This window comes from Bacteroidota bacterium (assembly GCA_016194975.1).
In the GTDB taxonomy this organism is placed as follows: domain Bacteria; phylum Bacteroidota; class Bacteroidia; order Palsa-965; family Palsa-965.
Window position 1 is genome coordinate 58,314 of sequence record JACQAM010000014.1, and the last position, 26,811, is coordinate 85,124.

25 protein-coding genes and 1 pseudogene are annotated in these 26,811 nt (G+C 42.4%); 16 read left to right on the forward strand and 10 right to left on the reverse strand.

Going from position 1 to position 26,811, the window contains the following annotated elements; translation table 11 throughout:
- Positions 1–145 precede the first annotated feature (145 nt).
- On the reverse strand, positions 146–1,327 hold the full coding sequence (locus tag HY064_09765; GenBank protein ID MBI3510943.1) for a site-specific integrase: 1,182 nt from the start codon (positions 1,325–1,327) through the stop codon (positions 146–148).
- Positions 1,328–1,722: 395 nt separating this feature from the next.
- Between HY064_09765 and HY064_09770 the strand changes: the two genes are divergently transcribed.
- Positions 1,723–2,568: a hypothetical protein gene (locus HY064_09770; GenBank protein ID MBI3510944.1), complete on the forward strand. Its 846-nt coding sequence runs from the start codon at positions 1,723–1,725 to the stop codon at positions 2,566–2,568.
- A gap of 102 nt (positions 2,569–2,670) precedes the next feature.
- Here the strand turns inward: HY064_09770 and HY064_09775 are convergent, their stop codons facing one another.
- On the reverse strand, positions 2,671–3,294 hold the full coding sequence (locus HY064_09775) for a SprT-like domain-containing protein (GenBank protein ID MBI3510945.1): 624 nt from the start codon (positions 3,292–3,294) through the stop codon (positions 2,671–2,673).
- Positions 3,295–3,506: 212 nt separating this feature from the next.
- Between HY064_09775 and HY064_09780 the strand changes: the two genes are divergently transcribed.
- Complete coding sequence (locus HY064_09780) at positions 3,507–4,520, forward strand: potassium channel protein (GenBank protein MBI3510946.1); 1,014 nt, start codon at positions 3,507–3,509, stop codon at positions 4,518–4,520.
- 20 nt (positions 4,521–4,540) lie between these two features.
- Positions 4,541–5,473 carry an SDR family oxidoreductase gene (locus HY064_09785; protein ID MBI3510947.1) on the forward strand — a complete coding sequence of 311 codons (933 nt, stop codon included), beginning with the start codon at positions 4,541–4,543 and terminating at the stop codon, positions 5,471–5,473.
- 140 nt (positions 5,474–5,613) lie between these two features.
- On the opposite strand, the gene HY064_09790 is transcribed toward HY064_09785, so the two are convergent.
- Both HY064_09790 and HY064_09795 read right to left on the reverse strand, forming a co-directional pair.
- Positions 5,614–7,740, reverse strand: a complete 2,127-nt coding sequence (locus tag HY064_09790; GenBank protein ID MBI3510948.1) for a tetratricopeptide repeat protein — start codon at positions 7,738–7,740, stop codon at positions 5,614–5,616.
- A complete protein-coding gene (locus HY064_09795; GenBank protein MBI3510949.1) occupies positions 7,737–9,275 on the reverse strand; it encodes a hypothetical protein in 1,539 nt (512 codons plus the stop codon). Before HY064_09795 ends, HY064_09790 begins: the two co-directional genes overlap by 4 nt.
- A 170-nt stretch (positions 9,276–9,445) precedes the next feature.
- On the opposite strand from HY064_09795, the gene HY064_09800 reads away from it, so the two are divergent.
- From HY064_09800 to HY064_09840, 9 genes are all read left to right on the forward strand, one after another.
- Positions 9,446–11,065: an amino acid permease gene (locus HY064_09800; GenBank protein ID MBI3510950.1), complete on the forward strand. Its 1,620-nt coding sequence runs from the start codon at positions 9,446–9,448 to the stop codon at positions 11,063–11,065.
- A 134-nt stretch (positions 11,066–11,199) separates the two neighbouring features.
- Positions 11,200–12,657, forward strand: coding sequence for an amino acid permease (locus HY064_09805; GenBank protein MBI3510951.1), 1,458 nt, complete (start codon positions 11,200–11,202; stop codon positions 12,655–12,657).
- Complete coding sequence (locus HY064_09810; GenBank protein ID MBI3510952.1) at positions 12,654–13,070, forward strand: ORF6N domain-containing protein; 417 nt, start codon at positions 12,654–12,656, stop codon at positions 13,068–13,070. The genes HY064_09805 and HY064_09810 overlap by 4 nt, the downstream gene beginning before the upstream one ends.
- Positions 13,071–13,217: 147 nt before the next feature.
- Entirely contained in the window at positions 13,218–14,147 is a 930-nt protein-coding gene (locus HY064_09815; GenBank protein MBI3510953.1) for a helix-hairpin-helix domain-containing protein, read from the forward strand.
- A gap of 3 nt (positions 14,148–14,150) precedes the next feature.
- A complete protein-coding gene (locus tag HY064_09820; GenBank protein ID MBI3510954.1) occupies positions 14,151–14,672 on the forward strand; it encodes an adenine phosphoribosyltransferase in 522 nt (173 codons plus the stop codon).
- 417 nt (positions 14,673–15,089) lie between these two features.
- Positions 15,090–16,232 carry an acyl-CoA dehydrogenase family protein gene (locus HY064_09825; protein ID MBI3510955.1) on the forward strand — a complete coding sequence of 381 codons (1,143 nt, stop codon included), beginning with the start codon at positions 15,090–15,092 and terminating at the stop codon, positions 16,230–16,232.
- The gene (locus tag HY064_09830; protein ID MBI3510956.1) at positions 16,225–16,851 is read left to right on the forward strand and encodes a hypothetical protein; all 627 of its coding nucleotides are present in this window, start codon (positions 16,225–16,227) and stop codon (positions 16,849–16,851) included. The genes HY064_09825 and HY064_09830 overlap by 8 nt, the downstream gene beginning before the upstream one ends.
- 154 nt (positions 16,852–17,005) lie before the next feature.
- Positions 17,006–18,589 carry a S8 family peptidase gene (locus tag HY064_09835; protein ID MBI3510957.1) on the forward strand — a complete coding sequence of 528 codons (1,584 nt, stop codon included), beginning with the start codon at positions 17,006–17,008 and terminating at the stop codon, positions 18,587–18,589.
- Between the two features lie 132 nt (positions 18,590–18,721).
- Positions 18,722–19,531, forward strand: a complete 810-nt coding sequence (locus tag HY064_09840; GenBank protein MBI3510958.1) for a site-specific DNA-methyltransferase — start codon at positions 18,722–18,724, stop codon at positions 19,529–19,531.
- Here HY064_09840 and HY064_09845 read toward each other — a convergent pair.
- Complete coding sequence (locus HY064_09845; GenBank protein MBI3510959.1) at positions 19,446–20,261, reverse strand: helix-turn-helix transcriptional regulator; 816 nt, start codon at positions 20,259–20,261, stop codon at positions 19,446–19,448. The genes HY064_09840 and HY064_09845 overlap by 86 nt on opposite strands.
- Positions 20,262–20,496: 235 nt before the next feature.
- On the opposite strand from HY064_09845, the gene HY064_09850 reads away from it, so the two are divergent.
- The gene (locus HY064_09850; GenBank protein ID MBI3510960.1) at positions 20,497–20,724 is read left to right on the forward strand and encodes a hypothetical protein; all 228 of its coding nucleotides are present in this window, start codon (positions 20,497–20,499) and stop codon (positions 20,722–20,724) included.
- A gap of 170 nt (positions 20,725–20,894) precedes the next feature.
- Here HY064_09850 and HY064_09855 read toward each other — a convergent pair whose 3' ends face one another.
- The 5 genes from HY064_09855 to HY064_09875 all read right to left on the reverse strand — a co-directional run bounded on the left by HY064_09855 (position 20,895) and on the right by HY064_09875 (position 24,893).
- On the reverse strand, positions 20,895–21,611 hold the full coding sequence (locus HY064_09855) for a nucleotidyltransferase family protein (protein ID MBI3510961.1): 717 nt from the start codon (positions 21,609–21,611) through the stop codon (positions 20,895–20,897).
- A 28-nt stretch (positions 21,612–21,639) separates the two neighbouring features.
- Entirely contained in the window at positions 21,640–22,050 is a 411-nt protein-coding gene (locus HY064_09860; protein ID MBI3510962.1) for a hypothetical protein, read from the reverse strand.
- 80 nt (positions 22,051–22,130) lie between these two features.
- Positions 22,131–22,718, reverse strand: a complete 588-nt coding sequence (locus tag HY064_09865) for a D-sedoheptulose 7-phosphate isomerase (protein MBI3510963.1) — start codon at positions 22,716–22,718, stop codon at positions 22,131–22,133.
- Positions 22,706–23,731, reverse strand: a complete 1,026-nt coding sequence (locus tag HY064_09870; protein ID MBI3510964.1) for a dehydrogenase — start codon at positions 23,729–23,731, stop codon at positions 22,706–22,708. Before HY064_09870 ends, HY064_09865 begins: the two co-directional genes overlap by 13 nt.
- A gap of 58 nt (positions 23,732–23,789) precedes the next feature.
- Positions 23,790–24,893: a glycosyltransferase gene (locus HY064_09875; GenBank protein ID MBI3510965.1), complete on the reverse strand. Its 1,104-nt coding sequence runs from the start codon at positions 24,891–24,893 to the stop codon at positions 23,790–23,792.
- Between the two features lie 145 nt (positions 24,894–25,038).
- Here HY064_09875 and HY064_09880 point away from each other — a divergent pair, with 145 nt between their 5' ends.
- The 3 genes and pseudogenes from HY064_09880 (at position 25,039) to HY064_09890 (ending at position 26,811) form a co-directional block, all read left to right on the forward strand.
- Complete coding sequence (locus HY064_09880; GenBank protein MBI3510966.1) at positions 25,039–25,521, forward strand: hypothetical protein; 483 nt, start codon at positions 25,039–25,041, stop codon at positions 25,519–25,521.
- Between the two features lie 75 nt (positions 25,522–25,596).
- On the forward strand, positions 25,597–25,791 hold the full coding sequence (locus HY064_09885; GenBank protein MBI3510967.1) for a 30S ribosomal protein S21: 195 nt from the start codon (positions 25,597–25,599) through the stop codon (positions 25,789–25,791).
- Between the two features lie 109 nt (positions 25,792–25,900).
- Positions 25,901–26,811 (forward strand): annotated as a pseudogene (locus HY064_09890) (tyrosine-type recombinase/integrase).

A 26,811-nucleotide genomic window follows, 5' to 3' on the forward strand; every position in this document is an offset into this window, starting at 1 on the left:
AATACTTTAATCAAACCCATTCAATCCATCAGCGTGACTCCTGATACATTTTCTATTTCCTCTCTGAGAAATTAACACGGAAATAGAACACATATTACGAGGAATGCAAAATCGCGCTCCTCGTAATAGAACAGATTATTATTGCCTATGCTACTCTCGTCAATGATTTATGTTTTGCCTGTTTTGAAATTTCTATATAAGGTAGTTTTGTTATTGCTTGCAGTTTAACCTGATCGGAGACTCTCGCGTAAATTGTTGTTGCCGACATGTCCGCGTGACCGAGTAGTTTTGAAACCGTGTAAAGGTCAACTCCGTTTTGAATAAGCCATGTAGCGTAGGTATGTCGCGCAAGATGAAATTTGAATTGTCTTTCAAAACCAACTGCCTCTTTCCATTTCCTCATTTGAATTGATAACATGCCTCGTAGCGACCAACCTTTTTTCTTTTCCACTTCAATCGACCAGCGAGGAAAAATAAATGGAGAAGCTGGCTCAACGTTTCCATTTTTTTCCCGCTTACGTGATTCGATAAGTGCAAGTGCCGAAGAAGTCAGCGGTATAATTACTTCCTCGTTCGTTTTCTTTTGCGTAAGAATTATTACCTGTTCCGTCTTGCCGTTGTTTTGGATGTTACGGATGTGATTCCAAGATACTCTTTGACAGTCGCTCCATCTCAATCCCGTGAAACAACTGAAAAGAAACATTTGCCTTAATTGTTCATCAACTTTAGTGGTTTCTTTCTGAATAAAGGCGTTGAGTTCCTTTTCCGAAAGATGATCCGCTTTAGGTCGTTTCAGTTTAGGACGTTCATGTCTGTTGAATAGATTGTACGGATTTTGCACAATGTATCCGAGACACATCGCTTCTCGCAAAATCGTTCCCATGAAAGCGAAATACTGATGTACGGTATTGCTTACCATTCCTTCCTTTTTGAGAAATACGAGGAAAGATGCTAACCAAGGTTTATCAATCGCCAAAATCGGAAGTGGATTTTTTTCGCCATTGAACTTTTTGATTTTCTTCCGAATGTTTTGGTAGATGTGTTGAGAACGTAAACGAGGTAAACAAAGTTCATCGTACACATCAAAGAAATCCATTTCCTTTAATTTAATTTCACCTGGCAAACCTTTTCCCAACACGATCAATTCGCGCTCACGTTCCGATTTCATTTTCTTGGCAAGAATTATTTTTTCGTTTTTCTCTTCCGATGTATCGCTATTCCTTATGCGGATTTTCGTCCACTCCGTCCAGCGTTTACTTTTATAACTGATATCGAAATAAAAGGAGTATCCCTTTTTGAGTTTCGATTTTCTTAATACTACTGACATATCATTTAGTTTTGAATGTTCGACATTTAATGAATTGCAAATTGCTCATGCAATTGGCTTGCTTGTTTTAGTGTAGCCTTGCTCAAGGAGGGTTGCGAATGGGAAGGCTTAAAACGCCACGAACCGCCCTTTTGGAGCGGTTCGCTAGCTGGTTGAAAATCGGAGCCAGACGAGGCTTAAATCGAAGCATTTTTAGGTAGTTTTGCGAAGGGTTTTCCCTTACGATTACCTAACGAATTTAAAGGGAATCAGGAGTAAACAAAACCCTACCAAAAGCTACCAAAATCGCCCAAACCTATACCACCATTGGCTTTCAGCCCTGTTTGGTTTGCCTGTGGAAGTTATGCACACACACTTCGTATATTCGTAATCCCCCGTAAAAAAATAAAAACGCTATGATACCAAGTCACATCGCGCTGGTGGACCACACCGGAAAAATAAAACTCAGTGAACTCAATATTGTCGCCGCTGCATTGCAGAAACAGGTCATTCGTGATTTTTCTCCATTGTGGAAAGTTGTTGCAACGGTTGATGCATTTGAAAAATCAAAAGATATTCCGGTTGGTTATTGGCCGGTCATCATCCGCAATCATGTGGCCGATGCTGCAGGATATCATCTCGACAAACAGGGACAACCCTTCGCACTCGTGGAATACGCAGGCGACTGGCCGATCACGGTGAGCCATGAAATTCTGGAGATGCTCGTCGATCCATTCGGGAATCGTCTTGTTCCGGGAAATTGCCTGAAGCAATGGACTGAAAAACATCCCGACAAAAAAGAATATTCGCGTGTGAGTTATCTCGTGGAAGTTTGTGATCCGTGCGAAGACGATGATTATTCTTACAAATGCAACGGCGTTCCCGTTTCTGATTTTATTACGCCACAATATTTCGATCCGGAAGGAACGAGTGGAGGACGCTATAGTTTTACCGGCGCTATCATGCAGCCGCGCACACTTCTGAAAAACGGTTATCTCACCTGGTACATTCCCGGTTCACACGAAATGTGGCAGGCGTACACAGGCCCGCGCGGAGGATTTACTTTTGAGAAAGATACCGATCCGGAAGTGACCGGTTGTTTACGCGAAAGATCAGATCGTTGTTCGAATCGTTTTCGCGGCGGACATAGTGATTATGCTCCGCACCGTATTTTCCGGCCGAAGCTGAGTAAAAAAGAAAAAGGTTCGGAAGATAAAGCGAAGTCGCTGGAGAAATATATTCTTTCGATGACGAAAAAGTGATTGAATTATGCTGTGAGGTTGGATTACAGATCCAAACAGATTCACGGATTGTTTTTCATCAGAAATAAATTGCGAACGAAAAACCAATTCGCATATTCGGTTTCATTCGTAATTTATTCCTCTCTTCACTTCCGCCAGCGCCGAAAAAAAATAAATATGTGAAGTGTTCTTGAGTGAACAGCGGTAACGCGTCCGGATTTTTTTTCCTTTCAAAAAAACTTTTTCGCCGTAAATGAATTCGCTTCCTGCGGGTAATGTTTCGAGGTGAATAAAATCAGATGGCTTGTCGAATTTTCTTAGCGTGCGCAGCAAATGTGCATCCGTGCAACTCGACGCGCGCGGGTCGCGCATGTACGCGATCACGGCCGCACGCACATCATCAGGAAAAATATCAAGACGCATAAAGGGGCGCATCAGTTCCTTGAAACATTCTTTCCATTCTTCGCCATGTGGTTTTACGCGGTTGCCAAAACGTTCGAAGCAAAGCAGGTGTGCGATCTCGTGCACGAGTGTGAGCAGGAATGCAAATTGATTCAGGTCGTTGTTGACGGTGATGGTATGATTTTTTCCCGGGAGCGGAGGATGATAATCGCCGAAACGCGTGGCGCGGCTTTTTTTTATTTTGAGTTTGAAATTGAAATGCCAGATCCATTCGGCAAGCAAAGGAACAGCAGGAGCCGGAATATATTTTGCGAGAATATTACTATTGCGCTTGAGCTGATCCATGGAAACGAATTATCCCGAACATGTTCGGGACGAATGTGCGAATATACGAATGGAAGGCGGAGCATTGAAGATGGACTTGATCACAGAATTTAATAATGAATTGATGATTCCATAAATGAAATAATTCCATCCTCCGTCTTCTATGCTCCATTCGTATATTTGCACAATTAGTATTTAATAACTCTTAGTAAACTTTTCGTATTTCATACTCAATGAGGTCTTACAAATATTTCAAACGTCTTTACATTTCCGGCGCCATGCTTTTGCTGGTGATCATGATCGGTGTGGCCGGATACATGACCATCGACAGCAGGTTCACTTTTCTCGACGCGCTTTACATGACCATCAATACCATCGGCACAGTTGGATTCCGGGAAGTGCATCCGTTGAATTCAACAGGTGAAATGTTCACTATCTTTCTAATCATAACTGGTTTTGGTACTTTTGCTTTTGCTGTTTCTTCACTCACGAGTTATATTTTAAACGGGGAATTCAGAAATTATTATTCAACCATAAGAAAATTGAACGCAATAGAAAAACTCTGGGGGCATGTGATCATTTGCGGATACGGACGCAACGGGCGGCAGGCGGCGCACATTCTCAAAAAACATGACAGGAGATTTGTGGTGATCGAGAATAAAAGAGAAATCGTCGATTCCATTACGCACCGCTATTCCGATCTTGTTCTCGATGGAGATGCCACGCAGGATGAAACGCTGGAGAAAGCAGGAATTATGCGTGCTGCGGCCATCATCACCACGTTGCCAACGGATGCCGATAATCTTTTCATTGTGCTTTCGGCGCGTTCGCTCAATCCGAAACTCACGATCATCAGCCGTGCGAGCGATGATAATTCCGATAAAAAATTAAAAACTGCCGGAGCGAATAATGTGATCATGCCTGACAAGATCGGCGGTGCGCACATGGCTTCACTCGTTTTAAAACCAGATGTCATAGAATTCATCGATCACATTACCGGTCAGGGCGGTCCTGACATCAATCTCGAAGAAATTACATTCGAAAATATTCCGGAAGCGTTGCGCAATAAATCCATCCGCGAACTGGAAATAAGAAACAAGTCGGGAGCGAATATTGTAGGGTTCAAAAAAGGAAATGGTGAATTCATCATCAATCCCGATCCGGAAACGCAATTCATGCCGGATGGAAAATTATTTGTACTCGGCACGCCGGAGCAGATAGGAAAGCTAAGGGAGATGCTTACGTAAAGTGCAATTGGAAATCAGCAATGAAAACAATTTTAATCACCGGCAGTAACGGACTCCTCGGGCAGAAACTCGTTTATAATCTTCTTGCGCGGAATAAAAGACAGGCGGAGTGGAATATCATCGCAACATCTAAGGGAGAGAACCGCATCCGCGAAAAAAACGGTTACACGTATCAACCGCTCGACATTACGCAGAAAGAAGAAGTGGAGCAGGTTGTATTAAAACACAAACCCGATGTGATCATCAATACGGCCGCCATGACCAATGTGGATGCGTGTGAATCGAAGAGAGAGGAGGCAAGGATTTTGAATACAGATTCAGTAGGTTACATGGTTCATGCTATCCAGGATTCAAAATTCAAAATTCAAAATTGTCAATTGATTCATCTTTCAACAGATTTTGTTTTTGACGGGGAGAATGGCCCTTACAAAGAAGAAGACGAACCGCATCCTTTGAGTTATTATGCTGAGACAAAAATTGAAGCGGAAAAATTATTGATCAACTCAAAGATCAACTGGTGTATTGTGCGCACGATTATCGTTTACGGAATTGTGGACGGGCTCAGCCGATCGAATATTGTTTTATGGGCGAAAGATTCATTGACGAAAAAACGGAAAATAAATGTGGTGAATGATCAGTTCCGTTCACCTACACTTGCAGAGGATCTTGCAGAAGGATGCGTGTTGTGCGCGGAAAAAAATGCAAAGGGAGTTTTTCATATTTCAGGAAAAGACACAATGAGTATTCTCGAGTTGGTTCATCGCGTTGCCGATTTCTGGAAGCTGGATAAAAATCTGGTAACGCCGGTTTCTTCTTCCACGATCAATCAACCTGCAAAACGCCCGCCGCGTACCGGGTTCATCATTGACAAAGCGAAAAAAATTCTTGGTTACGATCCGCATTCATTCGAAGAAGGGCTTGGGATTCTTGATGTGCAAATGCATAATGCATAATGAAGGAGCGCTAATTATACATTATGCATTAAGTTTTCGTTGTACATATTTTTCTGAAGGCAACAGTAAATCGGCTTTTCGATCCTGCGAAAATGAAATTTGCGGGAGAAGAATGAATAATAAGTAGATGAAATATTGTTTCATATCCTGATACCGATAATAAGCACATCATCCACCTGTTCGAGCTTTCCTTTCCAGTTGTTGAAAATATTTTCAAGTTTACTTTTCTGTTCCTCCATACGCAGGTGATGAATTTCAACCAGTTTTTCCTGCAGCTGTTTGTATTTAAATTTTTTGCCACGCGACCCGCCGAACTGATCGGCATAACCGTCTGTGAAAAGATAAATGCAATCTCCTTTTTCCAGTGAAATCGTTTGATCAATGAAATCTTTTTTCTCCAGGTCGTCTGATCCGCTGATCGCCTGCGAATCACCTTTGTAAATTGTAAGTGCATTGTTGCGGATAAGGTAAAGCGGATTATTAGCTCCTGCAAAATCAAGTGTGAGATTTTCAAAATCAATAGCGCACATCACCATATCCATTCCGTCGCGGATGATTTCATTGTTGGTTTGTTTCTTCAGGTTCTTCGGTAATTCCCGGTTCAGAAAATTCAGCGCATCGCCGCAGGAATTCACATCCGGATTTTTTATCGTTTGATTCACGAGGGTACATCCCACGATGCTCATGAGCGCGCCGGGAACGCCATGCCCTGTACAATCGACAACTGAAAGCACAACTACATTTTTCGAAGGCCCATTCTTCGGCGTCGTATGAACGGATGCCAGCCAGTAAAAATCGCCGCTCACAATATCTTTCGGCTGATAAAAAACAAAATGCTCGTTAAGTGCAGATCGCATTTCATGATCGCCGGGAAGAAATCCACGCTGAATTCGTTTTGCATACGTGATACTGTCGGTGATGTCTTTGTTTTTTTCTTCGATCATTTTTTTCTGCGCAATGATCTCTTCATTTGCTTTTTTCTTCTGCCGGTAGCCGATGAATACCGCGATGACTGCGAAAAGAAGCAATGCTATTCCCGCGAAAAGAAATTTCTGTTGCGCCGATCGGTTAGCCGCATCAAGATCCTGTTGTTTGATCGTCGATTGTTGCCGGAGTAATTCCTTGTCTTTTTTTTCACTTTCATATTTTGCCTGCATCTCCAGCAACTGACGGTTGTTATTTTCATTGGCAAGCGAATCGCTCAGGTCGGAGTATTTTTTCTGGTATGCGAATGCGTCCTGCGAATCATTTTTCAATGAATAAATTTTCGCCAGCAATTCATAACCACGTTTTCTGAATTTACGCGAACCTATCTTTTCGGAAATCAGCACTCCTGATATTCCAACCCCAAGTGCATCATCATAATTCTTTGTGCGAATAAAATATTCAGCGAGATTAAGATCGCTCTCAGCCATCTCTTCATTGTCACCGAGTTTTGTCCGCAGGAAAAGTGCGCGCGAGAGATCGGCATAAGCGCTATCCATATCACCGAGGTCGAGCAGGAGCATTCCGAGATTATTCAACCCGCTGGCTATTTCCTGCGCATCACCCATGCGCTCGCGTATAACCTGCGCCTGCCTGTAAAACAAAAGCGCACTGTCATCCTGCGTGCGGCTGTAATAAACAGAGCCGATGTTATTGAGACTTTTCGCAATTCCTTCAGAATCCTTCAGCGAATGGTAAAGTGTGAGCGCTTTGTTTCCATATTCGAGCGCGAGCGGCAGATTATCCTGCTCATAAAAACTGTTGCCGAGATTCAGATAACTTTTTGCGATGCCGCTTTTGTCACCGAGTTGATCTTTCAATTTAATGGAACGCAAATTATAATCGATCGCCGTTTTGTAATCGCCTTTCTTCGAATAAACCAAAGCAAGATTATTTTCTACACTTGCTTTTTTCCGCCATTCAGAAAGACTGTCGTACACGTGCAGCGATAGCAGATAATATTCTGTTGCTTCATCATAATTTCCCCAGTTATAATTAATGATACCGATCGTATTCCATGCAGAGGCTTTTCCCATTGCGTAATTTTTTTCTGTAGAAATAGCAATGGATTCTTTTGCATAGCCCAGCCCTGTTTGCGGATCGGTACGGAATGCAAATGCAAGTTTGTTCAGTACATTCACACGCTGCGTATCGCGCGGAAGCGACCGTAATAATTTTGAAAGTGAATCGGTATTTACAGATTGTGCGGAAACATTTTCACACGCAACAACAAAAATAGCGGCGAATATAATTCTGCGTATGAACGAAAAAAAATTCATCATTCTTTTTTTTCGGAAGGGTCTTTCAGATTTTTCCTGATGTATTTCTCAGTCGGTAAAAGTGCCTGCTGAATTCTCAGTGCATACAGGATAGAATCAGTAATGCTTTTATTTTTTTCTTCGATGAGTTCTTTCTGCTCGCGGATCTCTGCTGTTCGTTCCTTCACCTGCTGTTCGAGTACTTCTTTTTGCCCTTCGAGCATTTTCTGTTTTTCTTTTTCCTGCTCAATGGTAATGGCAGAAAGTTTTTCTACTTCATCTAATTTTACACTCAGCACTTTGTTGGTATTGGAAAAATTGTACGCGAGGTAAACACTGGTCGAGATGGGAATGCTCATCAGGATGAAAAAAAGGATAAGCAAAACGGGAGTGCCGGAGGTGTTGAAGAAAAAATCGATCCGGTGAAAGAAAAATATAATGGACATTCCGACGAAAAGAAAAAGTGCAAATACACCGATCCCCGTTCCGAGGATCTTCGCCCCGGGACGATTTTCTTTCATCGCCTTGTAAGTTCCGCGCGTCATGATGATCACGTTGAATAAAGCGTACCACACGAGCGAGGTGAAATAAAAACTCGGACTCAGCCAATTGGTAAATGCGAACAAAACGCCAATGGAACCTACTGCACCGGCAAGCCATGCCGCAAAACCATAACGCTCGTTGTAAACGCGGGAAATAAAAATAAGCAAAGCAAGAAATACAAGCGGGTTGAGAAAGAGAAGAAATATTTTCTGTGAGAAAAAGATCAGTTGCGGAGAGCTGCTGCTGTTGATGATGTACTGCAGAATAAAGATCATCGCGTAACAGAAAGCGAAAATAGAATAGAAAAGATTTTCTTTCGCTTTGCGGTAAAAAACATAAAGAAGGATATGCACGAATGATAATGTCAGGAGAAAAATTCCTGCGGCAAAAACGATCGACAATAATCGATGGCCCTGCAACTGCCGCGATAAAGAATAAGGCGCTTTTACCAATGACATTTCAAACCCCAATGGATAAGCATCTTTTCCGCCGGTGAAAGAAGGGTAATGAAGTTCGGAATAACGAACTGCAATAAGATGAGAAGAAGTATCGCCCAACCTGATGCTGATCGGAAAATGCGAAGGATCCATGCACACTTCTTTTTCTTTTTCGCCCGAAACATTTCCGAAGGAAGCTACTTTAATTCCATCGTAAAATATTTCCGAAGCACCGGCATGGTACAGATGAATTACGAGCGGGTCCTTAAAAAGATTTTCACCTGCATTTACTTTGTGGCGGAACCAGGAAATTTCTCCGTGGTAAGAAAGCGGCATCGAATCCGTATTCACTTTCTGCCATTGCTCATCGCTGAAACCGGCAGATGCCCATTGCAGATTATCGCCCGAATGGAATTTCCAATCTTTATTAAGAAGTGTATCGCCCGACTGTAAGGTATCGCCCGAATGATTCTCCCTGTATTTTTTTCCGTAATAATCGACAAGAGTAAAGTAGAGGAAGAAGGTGATAGCAAGTCCCGCGCTCCACGCAATTCTTTTTGGACTATACCTTTTACTCATGCAGGAAATGCCTTTTTCCAAAGATAGTTTTTATTGCCATCACGATTTTTATTTACCAATGAGAAGATATTGCCGGTTATGCAACACTCCTTCCTGTATGAGAATGAATTGTATATTTGGCTTCCCCGAAAACAGAATTCAACCTCAGAAAACCATAACTAAAAAAATCTATGAGTTTATTCCGGAAGAAATCGCTCGAAACTTTATTGGCGCAATCGGCAGAGACCGAAGGAGGTTTGAAAAAAACACTCGGTTCATGGTCATTGCTCGCGCTCGGTATAGGCGCTATCATTGGCGCCGGACTTTTTGTGCGCACCGCGAGTGCAGCAGCTGAAGCAGCCGGTTCTGCAGTTACACTTTCATTCATTGTTGCAGCGATCGGTTGCGCATTCGCCGGATTGTGTTACGCAGAATTCGCAGCCATGATCCCGATTGCGGGCAGCGCATACACGTATGCATACACGACCATGGGAGAAATTATTGCATGGATCATAGGGTGGGCGCTGATACTCGAATATGCTCTCGGTGCAGCGACCGTTTCCATTGCGTGGAGCGAGTATCTGAATAAATTATTAGCCAGCGTTTTTCATACCAGTGTTCCCTATAAATATTGTCATTCTCCAATGGAACATCTGCACACGATCAATCACAAATTTGTTCCGAGCGTTCCTGATCTTCATCTTGCTTCATCGGATTCACTTAAGATGGCAGTGAGTTTTTCGAAAGACAGTATCGCTGCAGTTTCGCCGGAAGTGTTGCACAAAATGCCGGCCGATATTGCATCGCACGTTGTGAATTACGACGGGCTCATTAATCTTCCCGCAATAGGAATTCTTTTTTTACTCACACTTCTTCTCATTAAAGGAACACAGGAATCTGCTTTTGTAAATGCGATCATCGTGTTCCTGAAAGTTTCCATCGTTCTTGTTTTCATTGCCGTGGGCTGGCGATTCATCAATGGCGCAAATCATCATCCGTACATGATTCCCGATCACGTAAAAGATCACGAAGGATTTTTCAAACACGGCTGGGGTGGAATCATCGGTGGCGCTGCCATTGTATTTTTTGCATTCATCGGTTTCGATGCAGTTTCTACTGCCGCGCAGGAAGCCAAAAATCCAAAGCGCGATATGCCAATAGGAATTCTCGGATCGCTTGCTGTGTGTACTGTGCTCTACATTTTATTTTCGTGGGTACTCACCGGTGTTGCACCGTGGGCCGATTTTGCTGATGCAACAAAAGGAAAAGAAGCGTCTGTAGCTTATGCGATCGATACGTACATGCCCGGTTATCATTGGCTCTCCACTGCGGTTACCATCGCAATTCTCGCCGGATTCTCCTCTGTAATTCTCGTGATGCTCATGGGACAAAGCCGCGTATTTTATTCCATGTCGCACGATGGATTGCTTCCGAAAATATTTTCTCACCTGCATCCCAAATTCCGCACACCTTACAAGAGCAACATGATGCTTTTGGTTTTTGTTGGATTGTTTGCCGCATTTATTCCGAGTGACATCACCGGCGATCTTACCAGCATCGGAACATTACTCGCGTTCGTACTCGTATGCGTGGGCATCTGGATCATGCGCGTGAAAAATCCAAACATCCCGCGTCCGTTCAGAACTCCATTGGTTCCACTCGTTCCCATTCTCGGAATTGCAGTGTGCTCCTTCATGATCATCGGCCTCGATCATGTTACGCAGCTCAGTGCATTTGCGTGGATGATCTTCGGACTGATCATTTATTTCCTGCACGGACGGAAGAATAGTAAATTGAATGTACTGAAGTAACGGCGGGAAGATTACAGATAACTACGGAGACTACTGATTACTGATGGCGCTTATGTACAGATGCGAATCAATATTTGTAAATCAGTTTAGATTTGTAATCTGTATTCTCCGTAAAAATCTGTAATCTTCCCTCTATGCCTGAACAACGTGAATTCAAAAGAAGTTTAGGCCTGATCGATGCAACATCACTCGTTGCAGGATCAATGATCGGTTCCGGAATTTTTTTGGTGAGCAGTGATATGGCGCGCGATCTCGGCAGTGCGGGATGGCTCATTGTTGCGTGGCTCATCACGGGCGCGATCACGCTCGCGGCTGCACTCTCGTACGGCGAACTCGCGGGCATGATGCCTGACGCGGGCGGGCAATACGTGTACATACGGCGCGCGTGGGGAAAACTTCCTGCATTCCTTTATGGATGGACTGTTTTTACCGTAATACAAACCGGCGTGATCGCAGCGGTGGCCACCGCATTTGCAAATTATTCTTCGGAACTTATTCCTTTCTTTTCGTTGAAACATTTTGTTTTTCACATTGGTAATTTTCATGTTTCTACCGGGCAGTTGCTTGCTGTAGGGTTAATTGTTTTTCTCACCTTCTTAAATACACTTGGTGTGCAGGGCGGAGCGCTCGTGCAGAAAATATTTACGTCGGCAAAATTACTTGCACTGTTCGGGTTGATTCTTCTCGGGCTTATCGTAGGATTGAAAACGCATGTTTTCGGAACTAATTTTTCCAATGCGTGGAATGCTTCTTCTGTTTCGCAGGAAGTGAAAGACGGCCCGTGGGTTACGCATTCACTCAGCGGATTTGCATTGCTGTTTGTACTTGGAACCACCATGATTAATTCACTTTTTTCGAGCGATGCGTGGAATAATGTCACATTCATTGCAGGAGAAATCCGCGATCCAAAAAAAAATATTCCGCGTTCACTTATTCTCGGAACAGGAATTGTTACGGCGCTTTATATTCTTGCAAACGTGGCGTATCTCGCATTATTGAATTTAAAAGGAGATCCGCATGGAGCTGATGTCGCTTCACGCGGAATGCAGTTTGCAGAAATGGGAAGAGTGGGAACAGCGGCAGCCACCATGATCTTCGGAAAAACCGCAACGGTAATGATGGCGGTTCTCATTATGGTTTCCACGTTCGGTTGCAACAATGGAATTGTTCTCGCGGGTGCGCGCCTGTATTACGCGATGGCCAAAGACGGATTATTTTTTAAACGTGCATCATCGCTCAATTCAAATTCCGTTCCTGCATTCGGCCTGTGGACGCAATGCGCGTGGGCATGCGCGTTATGTTTTTCCGGAACGTATAACGACCTGCTCACGTATGCTACTTTCGCGTCACTTATTTTTTACATCATCACCATCGGAGGAATTTTCATTCTGCGAAAACGCGAGCCCGATGTTCCGCGCCCGTACAAAGCGCTCGGCTATCCGCTGCTGCCCGCACTTTACATTCTTGCGGCGGGAGGAATTTGCATCGATCTTATTTTTTTCAAACCACACAATAGTATCGCCGGGCTCATTATTGTACTGATCGGGTTGCCCGTTTATTTTGTGAATAAGGCGGTGAAGAAGAGGATTTGAGATTTGAAAACCTGAGATTATTTTTTTGGAGAAACAGTGGTGTCCAAGTAACGAAAACCGAAGACGAAATTTTGAGGTCGCAATTTGCGACCACAAAGACGAGACGCGGAGGAACACGGTATTTGCCAATGGTATTTACAGAGCATGGGATTCTGCAGTTATCAAATGTATTAAGCGGTAGGCGCGCCATTCAAATGAGTTTCAAAATCATCGACGTCTTTGTTAAACTTCGCCAGGTACTCGCCGATAATTCAGAACTACGATTGCTCATTGGGGAAATAAGAAAGAAAACGGATAACAATACAAAAAACATCGAAGTTGTTTTTCAATACCTTGATGAATTGATACAGAAAAAAGATAACCGGAAACCGCGAAAACTAATCGGGTATGTTAATCATAAAAAGAAAAAGTGAATTTAACGGTAACCATAAGCCCGCATTTCGCGGCTATAAAGAAGAGCTGATTCCCTAATGAAAATTATTTTCAGTTAGAATTCCATTTACAAACGCCTCTCCTCCTTTTTCTTGTTTCAATAGCGCATCTTTGGATTCATTTTACCAATGAGAAACCGGCTGCGCGATTATTTTTCTTTTACCGACAGCGAACGCAAAGGAACGGTCGTACTGTTGCTGCTTGTTTTAGTACTCGTCATCTATTCATTCGCGAAAAATAAATTCAGCGATCCTGCCGGTAAAGAAATTGCCATCAGCGAAAAATGGATACCGGCAACAGATTCCACGATTGCAAAAAATAATTTGCCGGATGAAAAAGATGATCGCGAGCAAATACTCGTGCAGGATGCCTCTCCGCATTCACTCTATCGCCAGCATGAACTTTTTAATTTCGATCCGAATACGATTGCAGAAGATGACTGGGTACGGCTTGGATTGAGTCCTGCGCAGGCGCGCGTCATAAAAAAATATCAGTCGAAGGGAGGAACCTTCCGCACGAAAGACGATCTGAAAAAAATGTTCGTCATCTCCGGTAAATTTTACAACGAGATCGAATCGTACATTTTACTTCCAGAAAAAAATAATTCTGTCGCGCAGAATTCTTCCTCCACACCTTTCGTTTCTCCTCCGAAAAAAGAAAAAAGGATCATCGAACTGAACACAGCTGACAGCAGTGATCTTGTTTCAGTAAACGGAATTGGCCCCGCATTTGCAAAAAGAATTCTCGAATACCGCAATCGGCTGGGCGGATTTCATTCGAATGAACAACTGATGGAAGTGTACGGAATAGATGCAGAAAAATATTCCACGCTCAAGGACCAGGTGAAAACAGATTCCACTTACATCCGGAAAATAAATATCAATACCGCGGAAATTTCAGAATTGAGAAAGCATCCTTATTTTTCTCCGGCAATAGCGGCTGCACTCGTGAATTACCGGAAACAGCACGGGCCGTTTAAAAATATTTCTGATATCCGCAAATGCGCTTTGGTGAGTGACGATTTATACCGTAAAATTGCACCCTACCTTTCGCTGTAAAAATTGGATTCCATTCGCAAAGCCATTCGCAACGTCCCTGATTTTCCTAAGCCGGGGATCAACTTCAAAGACATTACTCCGCTGCTGCAGGATCCTGAACTCGGAATAGAAATTGTTTCCGCATTTGCAGAACGGCTCGAAAAAATTCCGGTTGATGCTATTGTAGGAATTGAAAGCCGCGGATTTCTTTTCGGTTACCTGCTCGCCATGGAAATGAATGTTCCGTTCATTCCTATTCGTAAATCAGGAAAACTTCCGTGGAAAACCATTGGCGTCGATTACGCGCTCGAGTACGGAACCGCGCGCGTGGAGATGCACGAGGACGCGCTCGAAGCAGGCATGCACGTGCTTGTGCACGATGATCTTCTTGCTACCGGAGGAACCGCAGCCGCAGCCGCACAATTGGTTCGAATGAAAAAAGCAAAAGTTTCTGCATTCGCATTTGTAGTGGAACTCGATTTTCTCGAGGGAAGAAAAAATCTTATTTCGTATTCTGAAAATATTATCAGTCTTGTGAATTATTGATAGTACCGATTACTGTACGAACTGCGAAATTCACGTAGTACGAACTACGAAATTCACGTAGTACGAAGTACGAAAGAATCGAATTTACGAAGTAAGAATGGGAATTTTTGCATTTGTCAGTATTCGTAGTTAGTAGTTCGCCCATTTCGTAATTCGTACAGTAGAAACGAAATCTCATCTGAAAATATTAGGATACTGTACGAATTACGAAATTCACGAAGTACGAAGTACGAAAGAATCGAATTTACGAAGCACGAATGGGAATTTTTGCATTCGTCAGTATTCGTAGTTCGTAGTTCGCCCATTTCGTAATTCGTACAGTAGCCCATTTCGTAATTCGTACAGTAGCACCCTGTTTACCTTCCTTCAATTTCGTTAGTTTTGTAATCCTTACCCGAAACCGCAAAAAACTTTATCATGGAATTTTCCCTCAGTGAAAACCAGCAGATGATTGCTGGAATGATCCGCAAATTCGGAGATGAGCACATTCGCCCACATTTGATGGAGTGGGATGAAACGCAGAAATTTCCTGTAGAGGTAATGAAGAAACTCGGAGATATTGGATTGCTGGGCGTGCTTGTTCCGCAGGAATACGGCGGATCGGGATTCGGTTATTTTGAATATGTAACTGCGCTTACAGAGATCGGAAAAATTTGCGGATCGATCTGTCTTTCTGTTGCTGCGCACAATTCGCTTTGCACCGGGCACATTATGCAATTCGGAAATGAAGAGCAGAAGAAAAAATATTTACCGAAGCTCGCTACCGGGGAATGGATAGGAGCGTGGGGACTCACCGAACAGAATACAGGATCGGACGCGGGCGGAATGCTCACCACTGCAATTCCGGACGGAGATCATTTTATTCTCAACGGTTCGAAAAATTTTATCACGCATGCAATCTCGGGCGATGTGTCGGTGGTGATCGCACGCACAGGAGAAAAAGGAGATTCGCACGGCATGACGGCTTTCATTATTGAGAAAGGAACGAAAGGATTCTCATCCGGAAAAAAAGAAAACAAACTCGGCATGCGCGCTTCTGAAACGGCAGAACTTATTTTCCAGGATTGCCGCGTTCACAAAAGTCAGGTGATGGGAAAAGTGGGAGAAGGATTTATTCAGGCGATGAAAGTGCTCGATGGCGGAAGAATTTCCATTGCAGCAGTTGCGCTTGGCATTGCAAAAGGAGCGTATGAAGCTGCGCTGAAATATTCCAAAGAGCGCCAGCAATTCGGAAAACCAATTTCTTATTTCCAGGCCATCGCTTTTAAACTGGCTGATATGGCAACAGAAATTGAAGCAGCCGAGCTGCTCACTTTCCAGGCGGCAGATCTGAAAAACCGCGGCCAAAAAGTAACGAAGCAATCGGCTTTTGCAAAATATTATGCTTCTGAAGTTTCTGTTCGTGTTGCAACTGAAGCTGTGCAGATCTTCGGTGGATACGGTTACACGAAAGATTTTCCCGCAGAAAAATATTACCGCGATTCGAAACTCTGCACGATCGGTGAAGGAACATCCGAGATCCAGAAACTCGTGATCTCACGCGAAGTGATCAATGAATAAAAAATATATTCTTCAAAAGTCATCAGCGCGCAAAATCCTTCCCGCGTTCTTCCTGCTTTTTTTCATTGGTAAATTCAGCGCGCAGAATTCAGCGCTCATTCTCTATAACCTGCATGGGAAAGACACGATGTCTTTTCATTTTACGAACATCGGCGATCACATCAAAGTTATTTTCACCGATCAGCAGAATAAAAAAAGTTCAAAGACCGGCTATCTCACTTCACTCGATTCGGTTTCACTCACGCTCGACCGCACGGTGAATATTATTTTTACTTCTGTGCGTGCCATCGGTTATGAAAAAGATTTTGATCTGCGCGGGCAATTTCTCAATGGCGCCGTCATTGGCGGTTCAACCGGAATGATCACGCTTGGATTTCTTTTGCATGAAATTTATGTGGGAGAAGTGAGTTTCAAACCGGGTTCGCCTGCAATCCGCGCTATTGCCGCAGGAGTGATCGCCATTCCTTCCTGCATTTTATTCGCTGTTCTTGCTGCGCATAAATTTCATTTGTACAAATTAGATTCGAATACCATGATGCATTATGTGAAGGGAAATGATTACGAACGCATGAGAAGAAGACAATTTTTCAAAGATATAGGAGTTCGCATCGGGCATTAACACAGGAAAGATTACAGATCTGTAGGATCTGTAATTCTCCCGGTTCTTCCTTCCACAACTGAAATCCTCCGTTCATAAGGCAACCTGTTTTGCGAAGAAATTTTCCGTTAATTTTGATCGTTATAAAATAAATGTCAATTCACAAATTTCTCCAATGAAAAAAATATTTCTTCCTGCATTCATCGGCCTTTGTATTTCACTTTCTGCGCAGAAAAAAGGTGATGCTGCTCCGCCAAACTGGTTCAATCTTTATTACAACGTTGACGACGTGCGCGGAGTGGGAACTGAAAAAACCTATTCCGAATTACTCAGCGGAAAAAAAGCAGACACGATCATTGTCGCGGTTATTGACGGCGGAGTGGATTACACGCACGAAGATTTGAAAGATGTGATGTGGCACAACCCGAAAGAAATTCCGGGAAATGGGATCGATGATGACAAGAATGGTTATGTGGATGATGTGTACGGCTGGAATTTCATTGGAGGAAAAGACGGGAAAGATGTGCAGTATGATAATCTTGAACTCGTGCGCCTCTATCGCCCGCTCTATAAAAAATACAAAGGCATGGATTCGACCGAAGTTCCTGCTGCCGACAAAAAAGAATTTTCACAATATCTCGCTTACAAAAAAGATTTTGACAGCCAGGTGATGCAGATGCAGAATGCTAAAAAACAGATCGCATACATTGCCGCTTATCTCGCTGATATGAAAAAGCAAAGGAAACACGATTCGCTCACCTACGCCGATTTCAAAGCGTACCAGCCATCAGAAATGTTTGAAAAAATTCACAAACGCCTGAAACTTTTTCTCCGCAGTGAAAAATCGTGGAATGATTTCGTCGGAAGTATTTCCGAAGGGGCAGACGAAGTGAATGCGCGGCTCGATTACAATCTTAATCTCGATTATGATCCGCGCGATATTGTAGGTGATAATTATGATGATGTGACAGAACATTTTTATGGCAACAATGATGTGAAGGGGCCTGATGCGCTGCACGGAACGCACGTTGCCGGAATTATAGCAGCGAATCGCATGAACAACATCGGCATAATGGGGGTGAATACAGCAGTGAAAATTATGGCGGTGCGCGTTGTTCCCAATGGCGATGAACGCGATAAAGATGTGGCAAACGGAATCCGTTACGCGGTGGACAATGGTGCAAAAGTGATCAACATGAGTTTCGGGAAAGCGTATTCACTCAATAAAAAAATTGTGGATGATGCAGTGAAATATGCCGAGAGCAAAGGCGTGCTTCTTGTGCACGCTGCCGGAAACGACAGCAAAGACAACGATTCGGGAAATAATTTTCCTTCGAAATATTATCTCGACGGCGGAGAGGCGTCCAACTGGATAGAAGTGGGCGCACTCAACTGGAAAGAAGGAAAAAATTCCTGCGCACCATTTTCCAATTACGGTCAAACGCATGTGGATGTTTTTGCTCCCGGTGTCGATATCAAATCGTGCAAGAGCAATGGCGGTTACATTGATGAAAGCGGAACAAGTATGGCATCACCGGTTACTGCCGGAGTTGCTGCACTGCTGAAAGTTTATTATCCAAATCTCACGCCCGCGCAGATACGCGAGATCATCATGAAATCATCTGATCAGTCGATGAAAAAAAAGAAAGTGATAAAGCCCGGTGAGAAAAAGAAAAAAGTTGTTTTCGGAACGCTGAGTGCGAGCGGGGGAACGGTGGATCTGTATGCAGCGTTTAAATTGGCGGCGACGTATAAGTAGGGCGTTTAGTCTTCCTTTCGTCTGTGAAGTGTCTGCCGATAAGCTGTCCGCTGTTAAAAATTTTGTCAAAATGTACAGTTTGTATTTGATTTTCTTTTATTATTTTTGTCGGATATAAGTTACAACCGTCTAATGAAAAAGAAAAGAGTACAGGGAGGTATAGCAACATCAGATATGATTTGTTCTGCTTCTGTCGGAGGAAACGAAGGTGTCTTTATGGACATTTTGAAATTGCATGTTAAGGAAGGAAGTAGAATAGCAGATGTAACTTTTGGTAAAGGTGTCTTTTGGAATGCCGTTGATTTGACAAAATATAGTTTGATTCCATCAGACCTTTGTTTAAAGAAAGATACTTTAAAGAAATATTCATTATTAGAGCCATTGTCTGGAGTTGATTGTAGAAAGTTACCATATGAAGATTTATCTTTCGATTGTCTAGTTCTTGACCCACCGTACATGGAAAGTTTTTATAGAGAAAATAAAAAACACATTGGTGGAATGGGAACTCACTTCGCATTTAGAGAGGCGTACTCTTCTGTCAATGGAATAGAAAGTTCAGAAGCGAAATGGCATGATGCCGTAACTGAAATGTATGAGAAGGCGGGCAAAGAAGCATTCCGTGTACTAAAGAACAACGGTGTTTTAATTGTCAAATGTCAGGATGAAGTAAGTGCGAATTTACAACGACTTACTCATGTTGAGATTATTACAGCTTACGAACAAATGGGTTTTTACACTAAGGACTTGTTTGTTGTAGTGCGAAATAATAAACCCGTTGTAAGTAGAACGCTAGGTCAAAAACACGCGAGAAAAAACCATTCTTACTTTATTATATTTATAAAACAAAAAAGTCGCGTCAAGAGTTTCCGCGTTCCTTATGTAAACGGTCAAGCAAAACAAAAGGGTCTGAAACAAATGGAGATTGAATTGGAAATGAAATAGGAATTATTGATTTGATGAGATGTTTTCTTATTGCCGGAGGATATTTCTTAAACTCTGAACTTGGCAGGTCTTTGTTAAATGCAAATGCAAAGTTCCATTTATTTTTGAAGGCATAAAGATTTACAGCTATAATATCAAACTCACCAAATTTTAGACAAGTTGTTTCAACCACTTTCCCGCTTTTGAGTTTTATTTTTCTTCTGTCTGAAGCGTCACACTGAAATCTTGCTTCAAGTTCTATGTTATCATGTTTTGATGGTTTAACTGTCGCAGTCTGGAGCGATTTAATTTCAAAAGAATATTCTTTTCCTTTGTAAGTGATTACAAGGTCATGTTTGTTTGTTCTGTCATGGTCGTCAAATTTCTTGAGTGAAGTTATTCTCTTATCCTTTGCAAATAACTCTCTTACTTTTGCCTCTGCTAAGTAGCCAATTACGAACCCCCTTAAACTTGGATTCTTTAAGATCAGTTCTTCAAGTTGATTTAAGTTAATGTTCCACTTTTCAAGAAGATTGTCGGCATTCAAAAAAAACTGGTATACTGGAACTTTGAAAGCTTCGGCAAGAGCAGTAACATTTTCAATGGCAATGTTGCGAAGTCCGCGTTCTACATCACTGATGTAACTTCTGTCAATGTCTGTGAGGTCAGAAAGTTGCTCTTGGGAAAGCCCTTTAGCAGTCCTGATTTCTTTTAATCTCTGTCCGAATTGTTTTAGTATGTCTTTTTGCACGCGCAATAATATACATACTAATTCTAAAAAATTGTAGGTTATAAGTTACTGTTCATTTTTTGTCGGTTATAAGTTATGGAGTATGTTGTCCATTTACTGCGTACCTGTCCACGAAGCGCGAAACTTTCACCCGTTTTTTTGTTTTGTCTTTGAATGCAGAAATCTCAACTGCCAATCGAAAAGCTGTCGGAAAACGATGTCTTTACGCCTTGCTTATAACGCAGGAATTGTAACAATGATTTATACTTTCAATAAATATATTCCGGCTGATAGTTATTGGGATTCTCCTCTTTATCAGAAAAGTTTTATTGCCGGATTTGTTTTATCGCTGGCGGGGGGCGGACTGATGATCAGCGGAGCACTTATTCAAAGGGGAAAGCGGGAAATAAATTTTGGTGAAAGATGGTATTTGCACCCAGGATATTTTCGGGATGTTTCCGATCAGAGATTTTTTTCGGAATGAAAACAGATCAGCTGCAATGCGGCAAGTGATGCAGGAACTTTAATGTAGTGCTGTAACACAACCAGCCCCGATGGAAGCGCCTTCCCGAACGCGTTCGGGATGCGCGTACAGCGGGAACGAAGGAACAAAAAAGTGATGAAGTGCCGCTCCTGAAAAGCAATCTTCGAATCTCAGATCTCAAATCTCAAATTTCCGAATTCGCTCTTCGCCCGCTCATAATCTTCGGGAATTCCGATATCAATAAAATAACCGTCGCAGGGAAAACTCTGCAGCCACAATTTTTCAGCCAGTTTTCCGAAGAAATCAAGCTCGATGGAAAAACTTTTTTCACTTTCTGTATTACGGAGAAAAGTTTTCATGCGCAGCGCATATACGCCTGCATTGATGAGCGCGTTCCCGTGCGCGAGCGGATCTTTTTCGCGGAAAGCAATAATTCTTGTTCCGTCGAGTTGAACGGTTCCGTAGCGTGAAGCGTCATTCACTTTCCGCAATGCGAGTGTTGCATCGGCAGTTCCGGAAAGATGTGTTTCGGAAAATATTTTCAGATCGAGATTCAGAAAACTGTCGCCGTTCATAGCGAGCACGTGCGCGCCAGAACATTTTTCCATAGCGAGGCGAATTCCGCCGCCGGTACCGATCGGTTCATTTTCGTAAGCATAATTAATTTCTATTCCGAGATAATTTTTTCCGAAATGCGATTCGATTTTTTCAGCCATGTACCCGACAGAAAGAACTGCTTTTGAAATTCCGTGTTTTTGTAAATGAAGAAATAAATAATGCAGGAAAGGTTTTCCGTTCACATCGGCCATCGACTTCGGCAAGTCATTCACTGCAGAACGCAATCGTGTTCCTAATCCACCTGCGAGTATAATGGCTTCTTTGATCATAATAGCATTTTCGTATTTCGAACGCTCTCTATTTTTCAGGAGTAGAATGTATTCCGGCAATTTTCAATTCATTGTTCACATACTTGAGCACGATGCTTTCCGTATTAGTGGAATTTTCATATTTCACTTTGTAATTGAGATCGATCTCTCCTTTCACTTCGCCGTTTTTTTCTTTGATGCTGCTCTGGCCGGAAACAAAATTCACTTCGAGGCATTTGCCCCAGTTGTTCTCTATCTGCTGCAGAAGTTGCACCGCGTCATCGCCGTTGAGTTCGGCGCCGCACATTGCGCTCACTTCGCCATACGATCTGTTTTTCTGGTGCGCATAATATTTTCCCGCAAGTTCCTTTCCTTTATTAATATCATCCTGATCATTGAACCGTGATGAAAAATTGCAGGAGGAGAGCAGGAGGGTGAAAGCAATAATGAATTTTTTCATGAGTATAGATTTTGAAGTGAGAATTTACCTGAGCATTTACAAATTAAGATTTCTGGTAAAGGAAAATTGTAAATCGAAAATTATTTTCCGGGAAACAATTTCATTTCCACCATCTCGCACAGCGTATGCCCGAGCAGCATGTGGCACTCCTGTATGCGCGGTGTGTCGGTTGATGGAATATTGATGAGCAGATCGGAATGCGGTTTCATTTTTCCGCCACTTTCTCCTGTGAATCCAACAGTAAGTATTCCCATCTCTTTCGCTTTTATCATCGCATTCACCACGTTCGCTGAATTCCCGCTGGTGGAAAGCCCGATGAGAATGTCTCCTTTTTTTCCGATCGCCTGAACGAGTCGCGAGTAAACAACATCGTAACTGTAATCATTCGCCACTGCAGTGAGGTAAGAAGTATTTACATGGAGCGCTTCAGAAGAGAGTGGGGCACGGTCGTAATAAAATCTTCCTGATAATTCGGCAGCGAGGTGTTGTGCATCAGCGGCGCTTCCTCCATTACCGGCCCATAGCACTTTTCCTCCGTGGTTGTAACATAACACAACCTGTTCCTTGAGTTTTACCATCGAAGACAGGATCGCTTCATTGGCAAGCAACGAACTTTTCAGTTTTGCAGAAGCGTCTATTTTCGATTTGATGAAATTCAGATCGTCCATGTGGTGAGTCCGTGATTTGTAAATGTAAATGATTTGGTGCGGCCTCCGAATTGTTCGAGCGCTTTCGCAACTTTCAATCGCGTTGTTCCCGGGCAATAGAAGAACATGAACCCTCCTCCGCCGGCGCCTGAAATTTTTCCACCCGTAGCTCCGGCTTTCAATGCTGCATCATAAATAGTATCGAGCAGATCGTTTGAAATTGCCGCGGCCATTTTCTTTTTATGCATCCAGCCCATATTCAAAACTTCACCGATCTTATTTGTTTCTCCGCGAAGCAAACATTCTTTCATCAGTTGCGCCTGCGCTTTTAGCTGATGTGTCGCTTCGATCGCTTCGGTATTATTTTTTTTCACGTTTTCCACCTGGTGCGCAATAATGTTCGCTGAATCTCTTTTTGTTTCGGTGAAGTAGAGGAGAAGATTCATCTCGAGTTCATTCAGCACATCCGGTTTCAATGCAAGCGGATTCACGATCACTTTATCATTCGCAAGAAATTCGAGAAAATTAATTCCGCCGAAAGTCGCCGCGTACTGATCCTGTTTTCCTCCGGCCATTTTCATTTCTATGCGCTCGATCTCGTACGCAATGTGCGCGATGTCGTACTGCCCGAGCGGAAGATTGAGCCATTCTTTGAACGCGCCGAGAATGGCAACGACAAGAGTGGATGATGTTCCGAGCCCGGATCCCTGAGGTGCATCGATCCATGTGGTCATGCGGAACGACAATGGTTTTTTTGTGAATTGTTTTACGATGCGGTTGTAAACGCCGCATTGTAATTCTGTCGCACGATCATTAATTGGCAATTCTGCAGAAGAAGAATGAATGAAAATATTCTCTGCGCTTCCGGAAACGAATTCTATTTTCCCGTTGTCAAGCGGTTCGATGGTTGCGTATGCGTAACTGGAAATGGTTGCATTCAGAATTGCGCCACCGAAAAGATCGCTATAGGGAGAAACGTCTGTTCCTCCTCCGGCGAGACCTAATCGAAGTGGTGCTTTTGATTTTATCATCATTGGTAAATGCAAATCTCTGAAATTAATCTGTGCAAATCTGTGTAATCTGTGGCAATTTCTATTGAATGGACTGATACAATTTTTCAATGCTGTTTACCATCACATCCCATCCGTATTTTTTTTTCTCTTCGATCGTTGCGTTCACAAAATCTTTTTCTCTTTCATTCTCATAAAAATCCACGATGCAGTCGGCAATTATTTTTTTATCCGGTTGCACCACGTATCCCGATTTTTCGTGATGAATGATATCGCCGAGTCCGCCTACGTTCGTAACGAGCGAAGGTTTGTCGAATTGTAAGGCGACTTTTGTCACGCCGCTTTGTGTTGCGGAATGATATGTTTGTGTGACGAGATCGCAGGCAGAGAAATACCATTTCACTTCTTCATTGGGAATGAAATCGGTTTTGAGGATGACGGAATTTTTCAGATCGAGTTTTTCTATGATGTCGCTGTAATATTTCCGGTCTTCATAGAATTCTCCGGCAACAATGAGTTTGAGATTCATTTTGCGCACGCGCTCATCCGCGATGGATTCGAGAAGAAGATCAAGCCCTTTGTACCGGCGGATGAAACCAAAGAACAAAAGATATTTTTCATTTTCATTCAGCCCTAAATGTTTTCTTGCTGCGGATTTTTCCACGGCGTCTCCGAATGAAGTGTAGAGCGGATGTTCGGTAAAAAGTTTTTTATCGGAATTGGTGAATTGTTTGAGATCGTCCAGCACTTTATGCGACATGGTAAGATAGCCGTCACATTTTTTCAGAAAATAATTTGAAAACATTTTATCGCCAAACCTTTTTTCATGCGGAATTGCATTATCGACGATGGCAATAATTTTTGTGTTGCGATTTTTTTTCGCGCGACGGAGAATAGTACCGAGTGCAGGGCCCATGAACGGAAGCCAGTAGCGGATGAGAAGGAAATCAGGTTTTTCTTTTTTGATATAATTGCCAACAGCGATCCAGTTGAACGGATTGACGGAATTTATTTTTGTTTCAATTTTTATTCCTTCGGGTGCTCTTCCGCTTTCATCGTATTGCGTTGTTCCCGGAAAAAGAAAGGAAGGATATTGCAGCGAATAGGAAATTATTCTTGCATCATTACCCGAAGAATTCAGCGATCTGCAGAGCAGTTCATCAAAAGTTGCAAGTCCTCCGCGCAGGGGCCACGCTGGGCCGAGGATAAATATTTTTTTTTTCAATTTTTAATTTGCGAAAATCTGTGGCTGAATTCTGAGGCAACAAATGTACGGTGAACGCTGAAATGAATTTTACTTGAGATATTCTGAAAAATGTATATTTATGTTAATGAAGAAACTCATTTTCATTTTTTTACTGCTTATTTTTTGTGGAAATGTTTTTTCGCAGGAGCATACTATTGTTGTTTATTCAAATCGCAACGAAAAGGAATGCGATACAATCAAAATTGGTGATTATGTGACTATAGATTTGATTAGTGAAAAAAGAAAAACCGGAATTATTAGTGATATAAAAAACAATTATTTCGTTGTCGGAAATGACACCGTGAAAACAGAAAGTGTAAATAGGATTTATTTTCAACGCCACAATCCACGCAAAGTTGGAAAGCGCATAATGATAGCAGGCGGACTTATGGTTGGATCTGGAATTGTTTTGATCCTATTTAATAGTCACGATTTTGGACGGTCAGCGCTTGGTGCATTGTCGATTGTTGTCGGTTCAATAGATTTTATAGTTGGAGCTGTTATCCATAAAAAAGAAACAAAGGCAAAAAGGTTGATCGGCTCTAAATGGGGCCTTATAATCATCTAAAATCAATATTTGTTTGGTATCAAAGACTTTTCTACATTTGCAGCCCTTATAAAAAATAATCTACAACTCAACGAAATGATCGTAGTAGCAGTAAAAGAAGGCGAATCGCTGGAAAAAGCGCTCAAGAAGTTCAAGAAGAAGTTTGAAAAAACAGGAACAGTGCGTGAACTCCGCGACCGTCAGAAATTCACCAAACCGTCGGTTCGCAAGCGCGAGACGAAGCTGAAGGCTATTTACAAGCAGCAGTTGCAGATCAACACCGAGATCTGAAATAATTTCGCAGCCAGTTCGCTTTTTTTATCAATAAATACACATTGTTGTAAGAACTTCCGCAGGAAGAAAACGTACAATAATGTGTATTTCTTTTTTCTGAACTTTTGTGAACGAATCTCCTTTCAAAAATTTCATTGATTTTCTCCGTTACCAGCGCCGTTTTTCTGGGCACACTATCATTTCTTATCAAACTGATCTTAATCAATTCCTGAATTTTCTGAATGAGAATTATGAAGGAATTCTTCCTGCCGGAGCCGGTTACCAGGTGATCAGGTCTTTTATTGCATCGCAGCTTGATCACGGAACAAGTCCACGTTCAGTGAATCGTAAGATCACGTGTTTAAGAACGTATTTCAGATTTTTACTACGGGCCGGTGAAGTGAAGATCAATCCGATGTTGAGGGTTGTAGCGCCAAAATCAGGAAAAAAATTACCGGTTTTCGTGGAAGAAAGCAGGATGAATTCATTGCTGGATGGAAACAAAACGGAAATACCGGGGGATGAATTTGAATCGTCATTGGTAAAACTGCTCATTGAAATGTTCTATGGAACAGGAATCCGGCTGGCAGAACTGATAGAACTGGAAGAAAAGAATGTGGATATGGAAAAAAGAACCATAAAAGTTCTTGGTAAAAGAAATAAAGAGCGGATAATTCCACTTAATAATGAACTGGTGAATTGCATTTCGGAGTTCAGGCAGATGAAAAAGAACCAGATTGCCGAAAACAGTTCAAAACCTGTTGATTTTTGTTCCAAAAAAAAGACGGAACAAAACTGAACCGGAAATTTGTTTATAGGAAGGTGAAATATTATCTTAGTCTGGTAACTACGATCGATAAAAAAAGCCCGCATGTTTTGCGTCACACCTTTGCCACGCACATGCTGAATAAAGGCGCTGATTTGAATGCGATAAAAGAATTATTGGGACATGCGAATTTGAGCGCAACACAGGTTTATACACACAATACGGTCGAGAAACTTAAAACAGTATATCACAAAGCCCATCCGAGATCTTAA

Excerpts from the sequence above, each read along its gene's own strand:
- HY064_09880 (MBI3510966.1), top strand. The coding sequence starts at position 25,039 with ATGAAGAAACTCATTTTCATTTTTTTACTGCTTATTTTTTGTGGAAAT.
- HY064_09790 (MBI3510948.1), bottom strand. The coding sequence starts at position 7,740 with ATGATGAATTTTTTTTCGTTCATACGCAGAATTATATTCGCCGCTATT.
- HY064_09800 (MBI3510950.1), top strand. The coding sequence starts at position 9,446 with ATGAGTTTATTCCGGAAGAAATCGCTCGAAACTTTATTGGCGCAATCG.
- HY064_09830 (MBI3510956.1), top strand. The coding sequence starts at position 16,225 with ATGAATAAAAAATATATTCTTCAAAAGTCATCAGCGCGCAAAATCCTT.
- HY064_09835 (MBI3510957.1), top strand. The coding sequence starts at position 17,006 with ATGAAAAAAATATTTCTTCCTGCATTCATCGGCCTTTGTATTTCACTT.
- HY064_09860 (MBI3510962.1), bottom strand. The coding sequence starts at position 22,050 with ATGAAAAAATTCATTATTGCTTTCACCCTCCTGCTCTCCTCCTGCAAT.
- HY064_09785 (MBI3510947.1), top strand. The coding sequence starts at position 4,541 with ATGAAAACAATTTTAATCACCGGCAGTAACGGACTCCTCGGGCAGAAA.
- HY064_09850 (MBI3510960.1), top strand. The coding sequence starts at position 20,497 with ATGATTTATACTTTCAATAAATATATTCCGGCTGATAGTTATTGGGAT.
- HY064_09770 (MBI3510944.1), top strand. The coding sequence starts at position 1,723 with ATGATACCAAGTCACATCGCGCTGGTGGACCACACCGGAAAAATAAAA.
- HY064_09870 (MBI3510964.1), bottom strand. The coding sequence starts at position 23,731 with ATGATGATAAAATCAAAAGCACCACTTCGATTAGGTCTCGCCGGAGGA.
- HY064_09780 (MBI3510946.1), top strand. The coding sequence starts at position 3,507 with ATGAGGTCTTACAAATATTTCAAACGTCTTTACATTTCCGGCGCCATG.
- HY064_09865 (MBI3510963.1), bottom strand. The coding sequence starts at position 22,718 with ATGGACGATCTGAATTTCATCAAATCGAAAATAGACGCTTCTGCAAAA.
- HY064_09765 (MBI3510943.1), bottom strand. The coding sequence starts at position 1,327 with ATGTCAGTAGTATTAAGAAAATCGAAACTCAAAAAGGGATACTCCTTT.
- HY064_09815 (MBI3510953.1), top strand. The coding sequence starts at position 13,218 with ATGAGAAACCGGCTGCGCGATTATTTTTCTTTTACCGACAGCGAACGC.
- HY064_09825 (MBI3510955.1), top strand. The coding sequence starts at position 15,090 with ATGGAATTTTCCCTCAGTGAAAACCAGCAGATGATTGCTGGAATGATC.
- HY064_09795 (MBI3510949.1), bottom strand. The coding sequence starts at position 9,275 with ATGAGTAAAAGGTATAGTCCAAAAAGAATTGCGTGGAGCGCGGGACTT.
- HY064_09855 (MBI3510961.1), bottom strand. The coding sequence starts at position 21,611 with ATGATCAAAGAAGCCATTATACTCGCAGGTGGATTAGGAACACGATTG.
- HY064_09885 (MBI3510967.1), top strand. The coding sequence starts at position 25,597 with ATGATCGTAGTAGCAGTAAAAGAAGGCGAATCGCTGGAAAAAGCGCTC.
- HY064_09805 (MBI3510951.1), top strand. The coding sequence starts at position 11,200 with ATGCCTGAACAACGTGAATTCAAAAGAAGTTTAGGCCTGATCGATGCA.
- HY064_09840 (MBI3510958.1), top strand. The coding sequence starts at position 18,722 with ATGAAAAAGAAAAGAGTACAGGGAGGTATAGCAACATCAGATATGATT.
- HY064_09775 (MBI3510945.1), bottom strand. The coding sequence starts at position 3,294 with ATGGATCAGCTCAAGCGCAATAGTAATATTCTCGCAAAATATATTCCG.